A 16,142-nucleotide genomic window follows, 5' to 3' on the forward strand; every position below is an offset into this window, starting at 1 on the left:
CCTTTGCCCGGAAGCTGGATTTAATCATGAGCCTGAACAGCCTCGATCTGCCGGGAAAGCCGGAAGACACGCGCGTTGTCGTTGCCATGTCGGGTGGCGTCGATTCCTCTGTTGTGGCCGGTATCCTCAAACGTGAAGGCTATGATGTTGTTGGTGTAACGCTGCAGCTTTACGATCATGGCGCGGCTGTACATCGCGCTGGTTCGTGCTGTGCGGGGCAGGATATCGAAGATGCCCGTCGCGTTTCAGAAAGCCTCGGTATTCCACATTATGTGCTGGATTATGAAGCGCGTTTCCGTGAAGCCGTGATCGATCCATTTGCGAATTCCTATGTGAGCGGTGAGACACCGATTCCTTGCGTTTCCTGCAATCAGACTGTCAAATTCGCCGATCTGTTGCAGACGGCACGCGAACTGGGGGCAGATGCACTGGCAACCGGGCATTATATCCGTAGCCGTATCAATGGCGATCACCGTGCGATGTTCCGCCCGGTCGATACGGACCGCGATCAGAGCTATTTCCTGTTTGCGACCACGCAGGAGCAGATTGATTATCTGCGCTTCCCACTTGGGCATTTGCCGAAGGCGCAGGTCCGCGAAATTGCTGAAGAAATGGGCCTGACGGTTGCCAAAAAGCAGGACAGTCAGGACATTTGCTTTGTTCCACAGGGCAAATATTCCGACATTATTTCCAAGCTGAAGCCGGAAGCTGCGACGCCGGGCGATATTGTTCATATTGATGGGCGTGTGCTGGGTCGCCATGAAGGGATTGTGCATTATACCGTTGGTCAGCGTCGTGGAATCGGCGTTGCTACAGGTGAGCCGCTTTATGTTGTGCATCTTGATGCTGCCAATACGCGGGTGATTGTTGGCCCGCGCGAGGCACTTGAAACGCACAAGGTGTTTTTGCGCGATGTGAACTGGCTTGGCGATGATGCGCTTGACGCACTTCCCGAAGGCGGCGTCGAAGTGTTTGCCAAGGTTCGTTCAACGCGTCCACCGCGTCCTGCCGTGCTGCATCATAGAGATGGCAAGACCTGGGTCGAGCTGGTGGATGGCGAAAGCGGTATCGCACCCGGTCAGGCCTGTGTCCTTTATTCGGACGACAGCAATACGGCGCGGGTATTTGGCGGTGGCTTTATTGGTCGCTCCGAACGTGAACCACGGGCGGAAGAAATGCTGCGCCGTCTGGCTGCCAATGCCGGCAATGTTTCAGCGGCCTGAGTGCTGTTGTTCTTGCTTGAATATGAAAGCCTCCGGCATTTGCCGGAGGCTTTTTTGCGGTCAGGTAAACTTACTGAAGCGGGAGAGGGCAATTCCGGAGGCTGTGGCGACGTTAAGGCTGTCAAAGCTTTTGGACATGGGAATGCGCGCACCGGTCAGTCGTTCGAGTAGATGCGCTGGAAGTCCGTCACCTTCCGTGCCAAGCAGCAGCGCCTGACGTTTATGCTGCGGTGCCTGATATATATTCATTTCAGCGGATGGACTGAGCGCCAGGATATCGAATTGCGCTGCTTGCAACGCTGCGACAATCGTTTCAATGGATGCGCCGTGAAAATAGGGGACTTTCAGCGTCGCTCCGACAGAAACACGGATCGCTTTTCGGTAAAGCGGATCGCAACAGGTTTCATCCATCAGAACACTGTCAGCTTCGAAAGCTGCGGCATTGCGAAAGATCGAGCCGAGATTGTCGTGATTGGATATGCCGCATAAGACAACGACCAGCGATGTTTCTGGCAACTGGCTGATTATTTCGCCAAGTTCTGATTGCGGTTTGCGGCGTCCGACGCCCAAAATTCCGCGATGGACGTGAAAGCCGGCCACTTCGTCCATGACTGACTGCGGAACAGAATAGACGTCGACACCGGCTGGCAGATGATGAAGCTGTTCGCGAAGGCCGTTCAGACGATTTTCCAGAACAAGCAGCGATTCCGTTTCAAAACGGGCCGATTCTGAAAAGAGAACATTCAAGACGACTTTGCCCTCAGCAATAAAACGCTGATGGCGACCGATCAGATCTTTTTCACGTATGTTTTTGTAGGGAGATAGGCGCTGATCGCCGGGATCAGAAATTTCTACGACAAAGTCGTGCGATCCGGTTTGGGGTTCCTTCATCGCACGACTTATGCCTCATAGGATGTGCTACTGGTGAACGACCGCCGCCATTTCACGTCGACGCGGTGTTGGACTCATATACAGACTTGAAAGCGTAGACAACATCAGTTCGATATGCGGCGATGAAACGATGTAATAGATCGTTTGAGCATCGCGTCGCGTCGATACGAGATTAAGGGCTCGTAGCTTGGCAAGGTGTTGCGAAAGTGCGGATTGGCTAAGATCAATGGCCTTGGCCAAGGCGCCGACTGACATTTCATTGTGCAAAAGCTTGCATAAAATGAGCAGTCGCTTGTTGTTTGCAAGTGCTGATAAGAAATCGGCAACTTGATCTGCATTATCTATTAAATCAATAAAATTATTATCTGTAGTCATTCGCGGTCATACCCCCGTAAGACTGCATCGGTTAAAAAAATGCCCGCCACTTTTTAGTGTGGCCGACAATTCAAAACTAATACTATATTGATAAATTGAAAAGCCCTTGCTTATATTCGTAGACATAAAAGGTTTGTATATATGTCCCAAAACTTTTGGCTTTTTGTTTCAGGCGCAATCTTTCAGCCGCTTGGCAAGCGCGTCGCTGCACTTTTCGATGGAATCGCAGGGGGATGAAAAATGCTCGCGGACAATTTGATCACCATTGGCGAGATTAAAGCCATCAGGATCTAAGCCTGTTATTTTCCAATTTGCCAAGCTGTCTTTAATACCAGCTATATAGGCTTTAATCGCGGGAGCGTACTGCTGGTTGAGTATCTCGAGCGCTTGTTGCTCGCCTGATGCTATCGCTTTAGAGGCGGACTGGTCGCTGATTAAATCGTCATGCGTTAGATCAAAAGCTCTGCCAAAACCCCCGTTCAAACTAGCGGTTTCCACGTTTAGCCGGAAGAAAATGAAGTCGCCTAAATCGACGTAAAGCTTGCCCTTTGGATTGTGATTGAGATAGCGCCGCCGAATTTGGGGATATTCCGGCGAATTGCGGTCCACTTTTTCAGCTTCGCAGTGAAGTGTTACGCGTGCGTGCGCCAGCGGATCACCTTTGCCCACTTCGCCTAAAAGCAACGAACAGGAAGGATGTGCAATGAGGCTGGGCGTGTGTGCCGCAAGGCCTGAGACAAGAATGATTGGCGTTCCATCCGTATCCGTTGCAACAGCAACACGCGTTGCGATTGGCTTGCCGGTTTTTGCGTCGAGAACGGCCAGTGCGCCATAGCGTGATACCCGTAACATAGTCTGCGCAAGCTGAATTGCTTCGGGCGTCGTGGGGCGAATGGGATTGATCTCTGGCATTGCAACGGGTCCTCGTTCGAATATGTTTTGATTACAGCATAAGTCCTGCCGGAGCGAAACGAGGATTGATAAGATTATGCTTAATTTGCGTGGTTGCATCGAAATGAAAACAGTCTCACGGCTGCTGCACCGAGACTGCATGTCAAAAATGAGAAAACCGTACCTCTTTCATATTCGTTAGAAGGCAATGCTGGTGATGTGTTTCGCCCCTGGGGACAGGCATCGTAACAAAGCAAATAATATTATAAATAATCCGTGCTTAGCGCAATTTTCTATAAAATAATAAGATTGAGAAATGAAAATCTAATTCGATCGGCCAAAAACAGTTGAGAATGCGACATTATTTTAAAAATTCCGCTTGCATTGTGACATGGCAAGCGTTTCGATAAGAGCAGGTTGCGTGCTTAGGGTGCGCGCAATAATATTTCCGTGGAGGCGGGCACCAAATGAAATTTTATAAAACACTCCTGGCGGCAACGGCAGTTGTCGCTCTCATGAGCGGCGCGGCATCGGCAAAGACCTTTGTCTATTGCTCGCCTGCATCGCCTGAGGGCTTCGATCCGGCAGCTTACACAGGCGGTGATACGTTTGATGCGTCCGCGCATCCTGTCTATAACCGTCTTGCAGAATTCAAGAACGGCACGACGGAAGTTGTACCGGGCCTTGCTGAAAGCTGGGACGTTTCTGAAGATGGTAAGGAATACACCTTTCATTTGCGCAAGGGTGTCAAGTTCCATTCGAGTGACAATTTCACGCCAAGCCGTGATTTCAACGCCGATGACGTGATCCTGTCCTTTGACCGCATGGGCAACAAGGAAAATCCTTGGCACGAATATACAGCGGGGATCACCTACGAATATTTTGATTCCATGGAAATGGGGTCGCTGATCAAGGAAATTCAGAAGATCGACGACAACACGGTCAAATTCGTGCTGAATCGCCCTGAAGCCGCATTCCTTGCCAATATTGCGATGCCTTTCGCTTCGATTATCTCGAAGGAATACACGGACAAGCTTACAGCGGATGGCAAGCAGTCGGATCTCAATCAGGTTCCGGTTGGCACTGGTCCCTTCCAGTTTGTTGCTTACCAGAAAGACGCAGTTGTTCGCTTCAAGGCTAACCCGGACTATTGGGGTGGAAAGCCAAAGATCGACGATCTCGTCTTTGCAATCACCACTGATCCTGCCGTTCGCGCGCAGAAGCTCAAGGCTGGCGAATGCCACCTGATGTCTTATCCCGCACCTGCTGACATCAAGGGTCTTCAGGCTGATAAGAACCTCAAGGTTGACGAACAGGCCGGCCTGAACGTTGCTTACTTCGCCTACAACACGATGGTCGCTCCATTTGATAAGCCGGAAGTGCGCAAGGCGCTCAATCAGGCTGTCAACAAGCAGGCGATCATCGATGGCGTTTATGAAGGTCAGGGCCAGGTTGCCAAGAACCCGATCCCACCGACAATGTGGGGCTATAACGACAAGATCGAAGACGACAAATACGATCCGGAAGCTGCCAAGAAGGCTCTTGAAGCGGCCGGCGTCAAGAATCTGAAGATGAAGCTGTGGGCGATGCCTGTCAGCCGTCCTTACATGCCAAATGCGCGCCGTACAGCTGAACTCATGCAGTCCGATCTCGCCAAGGTTGGCGTGGATGCGGAAATCGTTTCGATGGAATGGGGTGAATACCTCAAGAAGTCGGGCGAAAAGGACCGCGACGGCGCTGTTATCCTTGGCTGGACCGGCGATAATGGCGATCCGGACAACTTCCTCGGCACGCTTCTCGGCTGCGCTGGCGTTGGCTCGAACAACCGTGCTCAGTGGTGCTATCAGCCATTTGAAGACCTGATCCAGAAGGCAAAGGTTTCGACGAACCACGACGAACGTGTGAAGCTTTATGAAGAAGCTCAGGTGATTTTCAAGGAGCAGGCTCCATGGAACACCATTGCGCATTCGACGGTTTTCGTGCCGATGTCGGCCAAGGTTACCGGCTTCAAGCAGAGCCCGCTTGGCGATTATCGCTTCGACGAAGTTGATATCGCAGAGTAAAATTTAACAACACCAGCGGCCGGGTGTGGAGGTTTCCTCCGCACCCGGTCGGAGTTTTTGTATGTTTCGTTTTGTATTAAACAAACTTCTTTATCTGATACCGACATTTATCGGCATCACGATTGTCGCTTTCGCTTTCGTTCGCGTGTTGCCGGGGGATCCTGTCCTTCTGATGGCGGGCGAGCGCGGCGTCAGTCCTGAGCGCCATGCGCAGCTATTGTCCCAGCTCGGGTTTGATAAGCCCATTTGGGAGCAATATCTTCACTATGTGTGGAACCTCCTGCATGGTGATTTCGGGCAGTCGCTTGTAACGAAAAAGCCAGTGCTGGATGAGTTTTTCTCCCTGTTCCCCGCGACGGTTGAACTTGCAGTCTGCGCCATTATCGTTGCCGTTGCATTGGGGATTCCCGCAGGTGTTTTTGCTGCTGTAAAGCGCGGTTCCTGGTTCGATCAGGGCCTGATGGGCATTTCGCTTGTTGGCTATTCGATGCCGATTTTCTGGTGGGCCTTGCTGCTGATCATCCTGTTCTCAGGTGTTTTGCAATGGACGCCGGTTTCGGGTCGTATCTCGTTGCTTTACTACTTCCCGCCTGTGACCGGCTTTATGCTGATTGACAGCCTGTTGTCTGGCCAGAAAGGCGCGTTTGCTTCCGCAGCTTCACACCTCATTTTGCCGACCATTGTGCTTGCAACCATTCCTCTTGCGGTCATTGCGCGCCAGACACGTTCGGCGATGCTGGAAGTGCTGGGCGAAGATTATGTGCGTACCGCACGTGCAAAGGGCCTGCCGCTTCGTCGGGTGATCGGCCTTCACGCGCTGCGCAATGCGATGATCCCGGTGATCACGACGATTGGCCTGCAGGTTGGCGTGCTGATGGCAGGGGCGATCCTGACGGAAACCATTTTCTCATGGCCCGGTATTGGCAAATGGATGCTCGATTCCATTTTCCGTCGTGACTATCCGGTCGTTCAAAGCGGTTTGCTCATCATTGCGTTCATGATCATGATCGTAAACCTGATCGTTGATCTGCTTTACGGTCTTATCAATCCGCGTATCCGGCATAAGTGAGGGTATCATGACACACTCAGCAATTCAGCCGGAAGCCGCAAACGACGTCGGAAAAATCCGCGCGTTGAAAGATTTCTGGTTCTATTTCAGCGTCAACCGCGGCGCTGTTCTTGGTCTTTTCGTATTTCTTGCGATTATTCTGGTTGCGATTTTCGCGCCTTTAATTGCACCGCATAATCCGGTCGAACAGTTTCGGGATTTTGTTAAGGTCCCGCCGTTCTGGGAGCAGGGCGGGACGACGCAGTTTCTTCTGGGCACAGATGCGGTGGGTCGCGATATCCTGTCCCGCCTGATTTATGGCGCACAATATTCGCTGCTCGTAGGCTTTGTGATCGTCATCATTTCGATGTGCCTTGGGATCACCATCGGCCTCATCTCCGGTTATTTCGGTGGTGGCGTTGATACGATCTTCATGCGCATTATGGATGTTATTCTGGCCTTTCCATCGCTGTTGTTGGCACTGGTGCTGGTGGCCATTCTCGGACCGGGTCTGATCAACGCAATTCTCGCAATCACGCTTGTGCTGCTTCCGCATTTTTCGCGTCTGACCCGTGCGGCGGTGATGGCTGAAAAGGAGCGCGAATATGTGACTGCGTCTAAGCTCGCGGGCGCAAGCAAGTTGCGTTTGATGTTCAAGACGATTCTTCCAAACTGTCTTGCGCCTCTTGTGGTTCAGGCAACCATGTCGTTCTCCAACGCTATTTTGGACGTTGCAGCGCTCGGCTTCCTTGGCATGGGTGCGCAGCCGCCGACACCGGAATGGGGCACGATGCTCGCGGAAGCGCGTGAGTTCATTCTGAGTGCCTGGTGGATTGTGACTTTCCCCGGTCTTGCGATCCTGATCACCGTTCTCGCGATCAATCTGATCGGCGATGGTCTGCGCGATGCGCTTGATCCGAAACTGAAGAGGAGCTGATCGATGGCTTTGCTTGATATCAAGAATCTCACGGTTTCGTTTGAAACATCCACCGGGCCTTTCAAAGCAGTCGATGGCATCGACATCTCGGTGGATAAGGGCGAAGTCCTTGCTATCGTGGGTGAGTCGGGTTCGGGTAAGTCGGTTGGTATGCTTGCAGTCATGGGTCTGCTGCCCAAAACTGCCACGGTGACCGCCGACAGGATGATGTTTGACGGCAAAGACTTGCAGGCAATGTCTGACAAGGAGCGCCGTCAGATCATCGGACGTGATATTTCGATGATCTTTCAGGAACCGGTTGCAAGCCTCAATCCGTGTTTCACGGTCGGCTATCAGCTTGAGGAAGTGCTGAAGCAGCATATGGGGTTGAGAGGTTCGGCCAGTCGCGCACGCGCGATTGAACTTCTTGAACTGGTCGGCATTCGTGATGCGGGCGAACGCCTGTCGAGCTTTCCGCACCAGATGTCGGGTGGCCAGTGCCAGCGTGTGATGATCGCGATTGCGATTGCGTGCAATCCAAAGCTGCTGATTGCGGATGAGCCGACAACTGCGCTTGATGTGACGATCCAGAAACAAATTCTTGATCTGTTGATGCGTCTCCAGGTCGAGCATGGCATGGGCCTCATCATGATCACGCATGACATGGGCGTTGTTGCGGAAACGGCTGACCGTGTGATCGTTCAGTATAAGGGCCACAAGATGGAGGATTCTGACGTCTTGTCGCTGTTTACGGAGCCTAAGCACCCTTACACACGCGCGCTGCTTTCGGCCCTGCCGGAAAATGCGACCGGTGATCGTCTGCCGACGGTTTCCGACTTTGTGTATCAGAACAGTGCGGCAGGAGAAGCGTGATGAGCGAGATTGTTCTCGAAGCGCGCGACATCAAGCGCGATTACCATGTTGGTGGCGGTCTCTTTGGCAAGCCGAAAGTTGTCCATGCCGTAAAAGGCGTGAGCTTCAAGGTTGAGAAGGGTAAAACGCTGGCAATCGTTGGCGAATCGGGTTGTGGCAAGTCAACGCTTGCGCGCATTCTGACGATGATTGACCCGCAGACATCCGGCGAATTGCTGATTGGTGGACAGGACGTCAATATTGCCCGTGATGGTCTGACCGCCGAAATGCGCCAGAAGGTGCAGATCGTGTTCCAGAACCCTTACGGCTCGCTCAACCCACGCCAGAAGATCGGTGATGTGCTGGCGGAGCCTCTGCTGCTCAATACCAAGATGTCAGCAGCGGAACGCCGTGAAAAAGCAATGGAAATGCTGCTCAAGGTTGGTCTTGGCAAAGAGCACTTCAATCGCTATCCGCACATGTTTTCGGGCGGCCAGCGTCAGCGTATCGCGATTGCACGTGCCTTGATGCTCAATCCGAAGCTGCTCATTCTTGATGAGCCGGTTTCGGCACTTGATCTTTCGGTGCAGGCGCAGGTGCTCAATATTCTTGCGGATTTGCAGGAAGAGTTTGGCCTGACATACGTGTTTATCAGCCACGATCTCTCGGTTGTGCGTTATATCGCTGACGATGTGATGGTGATGTATTTTGGTGAGGTTGTTGAGTACGGCTCGCGTGATGACGTCTTCAACAATCCACAGCATGACTACACAAAGAAGCTTTTTGCAGCCACACCGCGTGCCGATGTGGATGCGATCCGCGCCCGTGTTGCAGCGCGTGCGGCAGCACGAGAATCAGCAAGGGCGTAAAGCCTTCTATCGATAACAAAAACGCCGCCCTTTGAGGCGGCGTTTTTGTTTGTTTTTTGTCTTGTTTATCGCTGTTGGTGCCACGCGAGCGCGCGCACAATGTCATCCGCATTGACCTTGCCGATGATGGCGCCGTTTTCGACGATGCCCACATCGCCGCTGCTGTCTGCAACAGCACTCATCAACTCGCGCACAAGCGTCTCACGGCGTGTGGTGGCGGCAAAGGGGCGGGGTGCCGCGTTCCGGTCAAAAGGTGTCATGATATCGCCTGCGCGCAAGACACCAAGTGGGTTCATATGGGCGACAAAATCCGCTACATACTGATTGGCAGGCTGCAAGAGAATTTGCTGCGGTGTGCCGCACTGGACGATCCGCCCCCCTTCGAGGATGGCAATGCGGTTGCCGATTTTCATCGCTTCATCGAGATCGTGACTGACGAAAACGATCGTCTTTCTGAGACGCGACTGGAAGGTCAGAAGCTCATCCTGCAAACGTGTGCGGATCAGCGGATCGAGCGCTGAAAAAGGCTCGTCCATCAGCAGGATCGGCGCGCCGGTTGCAAAGGCGCGGGCCAGGCCCACGCGCTGCTGCATGCCGCCGGAAAGCTCGCTTACTTTGCGGCTGGCCCAATCCTGAAGACCCACCAGCTCAAGCTGCTGGCGTGCTTGTGCAAGCCGTTCCTGCTTACCCATGCCGGATATTTCGAGACCAAAGGCCACGTTCTCTTCAACGCTTCGCCATGGCAGCAGGCCAAACTGCTGAAAAACCATGGAAACGAGTTCGGTTCGAAGATGCCGCAATGTCTTGCGGTCTGCTTTTCCCACGTCAAATGTGCGTTCGCCATCACGGATTAAAACGCGGCCTCGCGAAATCGGATTAAGGCGATTGATGGCGCGCAGAAGCGTCGATTTGCCCGAGCCCGACAATCCCATCAGGACAAGAATTTCGCCTTCCTGAATGTTGAGCGAGCAATCATGCACGCCCAAAACGAGATCGGTTTCAGCCTGAATTTCTGAGCGCGATGCCCCGCGATCAGCCAGTTCCAGCGCGCTATCGACATTTTTGCCAAAAATGATGCTGACATCTTCTACAGAAATGATCGTCATAGTCGGCTCTCCTATTTTTCGCGCCCGGCGCGGAAGATGCGGTCGAGCACAATGGCGACCACGACGATAACGAAGCCCGACTCAAAACCGAGCGAAGTGTTGACCGAGTTGAGAGCGCGAACCACTGGAACGCCAAGTCCATCAGCCCCCACAAGCGCTGCAATCACCACCATGGAGAGTGACAGCATGATCGTTTGTGTCAGGCCTGCCAGAATTTGCGGCATCGCATAGGGCAATTCGATCTTCCAGAGAAGTTGTCGGCGAGATGCGCCGAAGGCTTCACCGGCTTCAATCAGAGCGGAGGGCGTGGACGAAATGCCCAAATGTGTAAGACGTACTGGCGCGGGCAAAACAAAGATCGCTGTTGCCAGAAGTCCCGGCACCATGCCGATGCCGAAGAAGACGATGGCCGGGATCAGATAGACGAATGTTGGCAGCGTCTGCATGAGATCGAGAATGGGCCGCATAACAGCATAAAGCGTAGGGCGGTGTGCGGCTGCAATGCCAAGCGGCACACCGATTGCCATACAAAGAAAACAGGCTGATAGAACCAGCGTCAGCGTTTTAAGTGTCGCGTCCCAATAGCCCTGATTGATGATGAACAGAAAGCCGATGATGGTGAGGATCACCACGGATATGCGGCGCTGTATAAACCAAGCTATGGCTGCAAAAATGAGGATCAGAACAAGCGGGTGCGGCAGTTGCAACAGGTACAGCAAGCCATCAATAAGCCACTGCATGACAGCGGCCAGCGTATCAAAAAAGCCGCCCATATTGTCTGTAAGCCAGTCGACCACCGACTTTGCGGTGGGTCCGACCGGAATTTTATAATCCGTCAGCCAGTTCAACGATTGTGACTCCTGCTGCGTGCTTTCTGGTTTTCATCTTGTGCAAAAGAGTAGGCCGCGGGGTCCCGCGGCCTTTTTATGCGTGAACGTTACAGGCCGAGTGTCGCTTTCACAGCTGGCAGACCTTCCTTGCCGTCAACGGTTGTGACGCCATCAAGCCATTTGTCGAGGACAGCAGGATTCGCCTTGAGCCATGCGGTTGCAGCTTTCGCCGGTTCTTCGCCATCATCCAGAATCTTGCCCATGATCTCGTTTTCCATTTCAAGCTGGAATTCGAGATTGGTCAGGAATTTGCCGACATTGGGGCATTCCTGCGCATAGCCTGCGCGGACATTGGTTTCGACCGTTGCTCCGCCGAGATTCGGCCCAAAAAAATCATCGCCGCCGGTGAGATAAGCGATTTCAAAGCGCTTGTTCATCGGATGCGGCTCCCATGCGAGAAAGACAATCGGGTCTTTGCTTTTAATGCTGCGTGCGACCTGCGCCAGCATTCCCTGTTCAGAAGATTCCGCCAATTCAAACGATTTCAGACCAAACGCATCCTTGGTGATCATGTCGAGGATGAGACGGTTGCCGTCATTGCCCGGCTCGATGCCGTAAATCTTGCCGCCGAGCTTATCCTTGAAAGTGGCAATGTCCTTGAAGTCCTTGAGACCTTCGTCATAGGCATATTTTGGCACAGCCAGCGTATATTTTGCGCCCGTCAGGTTTGTGCGCAGCGTCTCGACGCTTTTGTCATCAAGATATGGTTTGAGATCGGCGCTCATGGACGGGTTCCAATAGCCGAGGAACACATCGATGTCCTTCTTGCTCAGTGACGCATAGGTCACAGGCACGGAAAGAACCTTGATGTCGGTCTTGTAGCCAAGGCCTTTGAGAATTTCAGTGGCGACAGCCGTGGTCGAAGTGATGTCGGTCCAGCCAACATCGGAGAAGCGCACCGTTGAGCAGCTCTCAGGCTCGGCAGCCTGGGCTGCTGCGGGAATCGCAAAAATTGCTGTGGTGATAGCCAGCATATTCAGGGCGCGTTTCAGCGAAGGCGTCGATGTGGACTTCATTTTTCTCTCCATTAACCGGGCCGTTTTGACGGTTGATTGTTTTTCCGGTTCCAGCTTTTAGCAAACACCAAAGATTTCGCCGATCAAGTACCATTGCGGCGAAAATATTTCTGATTGCGACTTTCGGGGGCGTTGTACTCGTTTTTCTGGACCGGCAGGTAAAAAATTCGGCACATAAAGCGTTCTGGCCGAAGCAGGGTGAAGTGGCGCCATGTTACCCACCGCTTGTTTCGTTTCAACCCTCGCAACAGGAAAAGCTTCGATAATTGGTGTGAGACGCTGCTCAATGGTTGTCGAAAAGCCAGCCACACTCTATTTGAGGAGGGTAAAAGTTGTCAGCGCATGCTGGCCAGTGCTGGACGGGTTTTTTACCCCGCCATTGCCGGTAAGGTAAAAGTGTCAGAGAGCCTGTCATTGCAGGCAACAGGAAGGACTTGATACAGTGTGGAATGCAGTTCGGGGCGTTTTCTCCTTCCTTGGCCGTTTTATCGCGGCATTGGCACGATTGATCGCGGTTCCGCTTGGCGCTCTTTGGAGGCTTTTTATGAAGCTCGGAAATTTGTGGAAACTTGCCGTTGCAGTGGTCGTGATCGGCTTTGGTGGCCTTTATGCCTATTTTATCTGGCAAACACAGGCCTGGACAAATTTCAATCCAGACTATCCGGCCAAGTATAGCTATCAGGATGCGGTTACGCCCGGCGAGCAGGTTCAGAATACGCCTGTACCGCTTGCGGCAACACAGGAACCTGTAACGCCAACGCCGTCCGAAAGCAGCATCAGCGGAACAGACACCACGCCTGCCGCTGGCGATGCCGACACGGCAACACAGCCTGATAGTCAGCCTCAAACGCAGCCGATGCAGGCCGCACAGATCCCTTCGACTGCGCGCAAGTGCTCGCCATCGGCCATTGCCGAAGTCGCTGCTGATCTCACGGATTTCAACGTCAATCAGAATGCATGGATTTCTTCCATGCTGCTTTACAAATTAGGTTTTTTCGGCCTCGACTGGGACCGGACGCCGTTCCTGGATAACAAGGCTTCGTTCCAGCGCGGCATCAATTCAGCGGTGCGCCGTACCGCCATTGAACTGGTGGATAATATTGGTCGTCTGCGTGGTACATCGCAGATTGATAGCGATCTGCAAAAGGCGCGCGGCAACCTCCAGTTTGCCGAGGATGCGTGGTATTTTGGTCTGAGCCCCTTTGGTCCCAAGACCCCGACGCCAAGCTACTATCGTTCGGCGATCAAGGATCTGCGCTCCTTCAACACGCGGCTTGAAAACTGTCAGGCGACGTTTGATGCACGTGCAGACAATCTTATCCAGTTTGTTGATCGTATTGCCAGTGATCTTGGCTCAACCTCTGCGATCCTCAAGGATCGCGCTGAGAATTATCATGCCGGTTGGTTTGATACCCGTGCCGATGATCGCTTCTGGTTCGCCTATGGTCAGCTCTACGCCTATTACGGTTTGCTGCGTGCGGCGCATTCGGATTTCCGTGCTGTGCTGGCGGAGAAGCATCTTGATGGTGTTTGGGACGAAATGGAAAAGCAGTTGCGTTCGGCGCTTGATATGCAGCCATTCATCGTTTCCAACGGCAGCCCGGATGCATGGTTTACCCCGTCGCATCTGACAACTATGGGCTTTTACATATTGCGCGTTCGCTCGAATCTGGTGGACATCAAGCAAGTCTTGGAGCGATAGTCTTTAATGGAATTGCCATCACGACTGCGACAGTCCGTCGATGCTGCGCTTGAAGGCGTGGCATTGGCTGATCTGAAACGCGCTTCCGATATGCTGTCGCGTCGTTATCGTGCGGAAACGCGCGATGGGCGGCTGCATATTTCGGATGAGCTTGCTGCAAAAGCTTATCTGGCTGCACGACTGCCTGCGACCTATGCCGCCGTCCGTGCGAGTTTAGAGAGCGTTGCAGAGGTGTGCCCTGATTTTGCACCGCAGACCATGCTGGATGTCGGTTGCGGGCCGGGGACGGCCCTATGGGCTGCGCGCGAATGCTGGCCTGATTTATCATCTGCTACCATGATCGAGGCAAGCCCGACCATCCGCGCGGTTGGAAGCAAGCTTGCCGAAAATATCGGTCTTGATACGGAATGGCGCGCGGGTGATCTGATTAAGGAACAGCTTGATTTTCCAAAGGCTGATCTTGTGACGATTGCCTATGTTCTGGATGAGCTGGCGCCTCTTGATCGACAAACACTTATTGAGAAACTTTGGGCATCGGCCCGACAGAGCTTTGTCATTGTCGAACCGGGGACGCCTGCTGGCTGGCAACGTATTCTGGACGCGCGCAAGGTGCTTATCGCCAAAGGCGCTTACATTGCAGCGCCCTGTGCTCACCAGCTTGAGTGTCCACTGATTGCACCGGACTGGTGCCATTTTTCGCGCCGCGTTGCGCGTTCGCGTATTCACCGTCTGACCAAAGATGCGGAAGTGCCGTGGGAAGATGAGAAGTTCATCTATCTGGCAGCGACACGTGATCCATCCCTTCATGCTTCTGCGCGGGTGATCGCACCGACGCGTGTCGGTGGCGGCAAGGTCTCAATCAAACTTTGTAATGAGAGTGGATCTTCGGAAGAACGCCTTGTGACCAAGCGTGACGGCGAGCTTTTCCGCTGGGCTCGCCGTGCTGATTGGGGTGACGCTTATTTATGACGCTTGAAGCGCTGTTTGTGCTGCGGGTCTGTTGATGATGAACACCATTGCCGCCGCTGCAAAGCACAGGGCTCCTGCAAGGATGAGAGCTGGCAGGTAGCTGTCATAATCGGTGCGGACAAAGCCCGCGAAGGCTGCTGCGGCTGCTGCTCCCACCTGATGGCCTGTGAATACCCAGCCGAAAACCATTCCAGCTTTTTCGGGGCCGAATTTTTCAGCGGCAAGCTTCACGGTCGGTGGAACGGTTGCAACCCAGTCGAGGCCGTAGAACACAGCGAAAAGGGCGAGCTCATAAAGCGTGAAATCGGTGAAAGTCAGATAGATCAGCGATAATCCGCGCAGCGCATAGAACCAGAACAGCAGCCAGCGATTGTCGAAGCGATCGGAAAGCCAGCCAGCGCCGATCGTGCCGATTAGATCGAACGCGCCAATGACCGCCAGAATGCCGGCGGCACCGACTGGCACGATGCCGAAATCACCGCAGAGGGCAATCCAATGGGTCTGGATCAGACCGTTGGTTGAAAAGCCACAGACAAAGAAGGTAATGAACAGCACCCAGAAGGTCGAGGTTGACGATACTTCGCGCAAGGTGATCAGCGGTGACGCAAGCAGCGATGCAAAGCTTTTCTTTGGTTCAGGAGCGGGAAGGGGGGCCGTGCGGCCATAAGGCTTGAGGCCGATATCTGCCGGGTGATCACGCATCAAGACGAGCACCAGCACCAGTGCTGTCATCAGAAAACCAACAACAATGGTCAAAGATGTGCGCCAGCCAATCGTCTGGCTGACACTTGCAAGAATGGGCATGAAGACAAGCTGGCCGGTCGCATTGCTGGCCGTCATGAGGCCAACCACAAGACCGCGACGCTTTTCAAACCAGCGTGCAGCAACGGTTGCGCCCAGAACGAGTGCAGTCATGCCGGTACCAAGGCCGATTATGATGCCCCAAAGACCGACCATCTGCCATTCTTGCGTCATGAAAATCGACCCGATCAGCCCACAGGCGATCATGACAAGTGCCGTCGCAACGACACTGCGCAAGCCGAACTGGTTCATGAAAGCCGCCGCAAAAGGCCCCATCAGTCCGAAGAGCACCAGACGCAGCGCCATGGCGAAGGAAATATTGGCATTGGTCCAGCCAAATTCTCTCTGAAGCGGTTCAATGAGAATGCCAGCCGAGCCCATTGCCGCAGCGGTCGCAAGCATGGTCACGAATGTGATGGCAGCAACAACCCATCCATAATGGATGTTTCGTTCCTGAAGAAAGCTGGCAAGTCTCGCAGAAATCATCGTCGATGCTTTCGGACGTGGGCTGATGTTTTGAACAGCCGCAA

At 53.3% G+C, this 16,142-nt stretch carries 15 protein-coding genes; 8 read left to right on the forward strand and 7 right to left on the reverse strand.

The annotated features are described in order from the left end of the window. Positions 1 to 26 precede the first annotated feature (26 nt). Complete coding sequence (mnmA, locus tag ABE527_RS07930; protein WP_265985624.1) at positions 27 to 1,223, forward strand: tRNA 2-thiouridine(34) synthase MnmA; 1,197 nt, start codon at positions 27 to 29, stop codon at positions 1,221 to 1,223. Positions 1,224 to 1,283: 60 nt separating this feature from the next. Here mnmA and ABE527_RS07935 read toward each other — a convergent pair whose 3' ends face one another. From ABE527_RS07935 to ABE527_RS07945, 3 genes are all read right to left on the reverse strand, one after another. Next, the gene (locus tag ABE527_RS07935) at positions 1,284 to 2,114 is read right to left on the reverse strand and encodes a TrmH family RNA methyltransferase (protein ID WP_499696582.1); all 831 of its coding nucleotides are present in this window, start codon (positions 2,112 to 2,114) and stop codon (positions 1,284 to 1,286) included. A gap of 27 nt (positions 2,115 to 2,141) precedes the next feature. Further along, positions 2,142 to 2,489, reverse strand: coding sequence for an ArsR/SmtB family transcription factor (locus tag ABE527_RS07940; protein WP_396997102.1), 348 nt, complete (start codon positions 2,487 to 2,489; stop codon positions 2,142 to 2,144). Between the two features lie 168 nt (positions 2,490 to 2,657). Further along, complete coding sequence (locus tag ABE527_RS07945) at positions 2,658 to 3,401, reverse strand: HugZ family pyridoxamine 5'-phosphate oxidase (RefSeq protein ID WP_265985621.1); 744 nt, start codon at positions 3,399 to 3,401, stop codon at positions 2,658 to 2,660. Positions 3,402 to 3,847: 446 nt separating this feature from the next. Between ABE527_RS07945 and ABE527_RS07950 the strand changes: the two genes are divergently transcribed. The 5 genes from ABE527_RS07950 (at position 3,848) to ABE527_RS07970 (ending at position 9,128) form a co-directional block, all read left to right on the forward strand. Further along, positions 3,848 to 5,443, forward strand: coding sequence for an ABC transporter substrate-binding protein (locus ABE527_RS07950; RefSeq protein WP_265985620.1), 1,596 nt, complete (start codon positions 3,848 to 3,850; stop codon positions 5,441 to 5,443). Between the two features lie 61 nt (positions 5,444 to 5,504). After that, positions 5,505 to 6,512: an ABC transporter permease subunit gene (locus ABE527_RS07955; RefSeq protein WP_265985619.1), complete on the forward strand. Its 1,008-nt coding sequence runs from the start codon at positions 5,505 to 5,507 to the stop codon at positions 6,510 to 6,512. A gap of 7 nt (positions 6,513 to 6,519) precedes the next feature. After that, positions 6,520 to 7,428, forward strand: coding sequence for an ABC transporter permease subunit (locus tag ABE527_RS07960; RefSeq protein ID WP_265985618.1), 909 nt, complete (start codon positions 6,520 to 6,522; stop codon positions 7,426 to 7,428). A 3-nt stretch (positions 7,429 to 7,431) separates the two neighbouring features. After that, positions 7,432 to 8,280, forward strand: coding sequence for an ABC transporter ATP-binding protein (locus tag ABE527_RS07965; protein ID WP_265985617.1), 849 nt, complete (start codon positions 7,432 to 7,434; stop codon positions 8,278 to 8,280). After that, positions 8,280 to 9,128 carry a dipeptide ABC transporter ATP-binding protein gene (locus ABE527_RS07970; protein WP_265985616.1) on the forward strand — a complete coding sequence of 283 codons (849 nt, stop codon included), beginning with the start codon at positions 8,280 to 8,282 and terminating at the stop codon, positions 9,126 to 9,128. The genes ABE527_RS07965 and ABE527_RS07970 overlap by 1 nt, the downstream gene beginning before the upstream one ends. A gap of 65 nt (positions 9,129 to 9,193) precedes the next feature. Here ABE527_RS07970 and choV read toward each other — a convergent pair whose 3' ends face one another. The 3 genes from choV to ABE527_RS07985 all read right to left on the reverse strand — a co-directional run bounded on the left by choV (position 9,194) and on the right by ABE527_RS07985 (position 12,140). After that, the gene (gene choV, locus ABE527_RS07975) at positions 9,194 to 10,234 is read right to left on the reverse strand and encodes a choline ABC transporter ATP-binding protein (RefSeq protein ID WP_499696583.1); all 1,041 of its coding nucleotides are present in this window, start codon (positions 10,232 to 10,234) and stop codon (positions 9,194 to 9,196) included. An 11-nt stretch (positions 10,235 to 10,245) separates the two neighbouring features. Next, positions 10,246 to 11,082: a choline ABC transporter permease subunit gene (gene choW, locus ABE527_RS07980; protein ID WP_265985614.1), complete on the reverse strand. Its 837-nt coding sequence runs from the start codon at positions 11,080 to 11,082 to the stop codon at positions 10,246 to 10,248. 89 nt (positions 11,083 to 11,171) lie between these two features. Continuing rightward, entirely contained in the window at positions 11,172 to 12,140 is a 969-nt protein-coding gene (locus ABE527_RS07985) for a choline ABC transporter substrate-binding protein (protein ID WP_407673265.1), read from the reverse strand. Between the two features lie 544 nt (positions 12,141 to 12,684). On the opposite strand from ABE527_RS07985, the gene ABE527_RS07990 reads away from it, so the two are divergent. Then, positions 12,685 to 13,842 (forward strand): DUF2333 family protein, encoded by a 1,158-nt coding sequence (locus ABE527_RS07990; protein WP_499696584.1) that lies wholly within the window; start codon positions 12,685 to 12,687, stop codon positions 13,840 to 13,842. A gap of 6 nt (positions 13,843 to 13,848) precedes the next feature. Beyond that, complete coding sequence (locus tag ABE527_RS07995) at positions 13,849 to 14,811, forward strand: small ribosomal subunit Rsm22 family protein (protein ID WP_499696585.1); 963 nt, start codon at positions 13,849 to 13,851, stop codon at positions 14,809 to 14,811. Here ABE527_RS07995 and ABE527_RS08000 read toward each other — a convergent pair. After that, positions 14,806 to 16,098 (reverse strand): MFS transporter, encoded by a 1,293-nt coding sequence (locus ABE527_RS08000; protein ID WP_499696586.1) that lies wholly within the window; start codon positions 16,096 to 16,098, stop codon positions 14,806 to 14,808. The genes ABE527_RS07995 and ABE527_RS08000 overlap by 6 nt on opposite strands. Positions 16,099 to 16,142 lie beyond the last annotated feature (44 nt).

Source organism: Brucella sp. TWI432 (genome assembly GCF_039674445.1).
Taxonomy (GTDB): domain Bacteria; phylum Pseudomonadota; class Alphaproteobacteria; order Rhizobiales; family Rhizobiaceae; genus Brucella; species Brucella chromiisoli.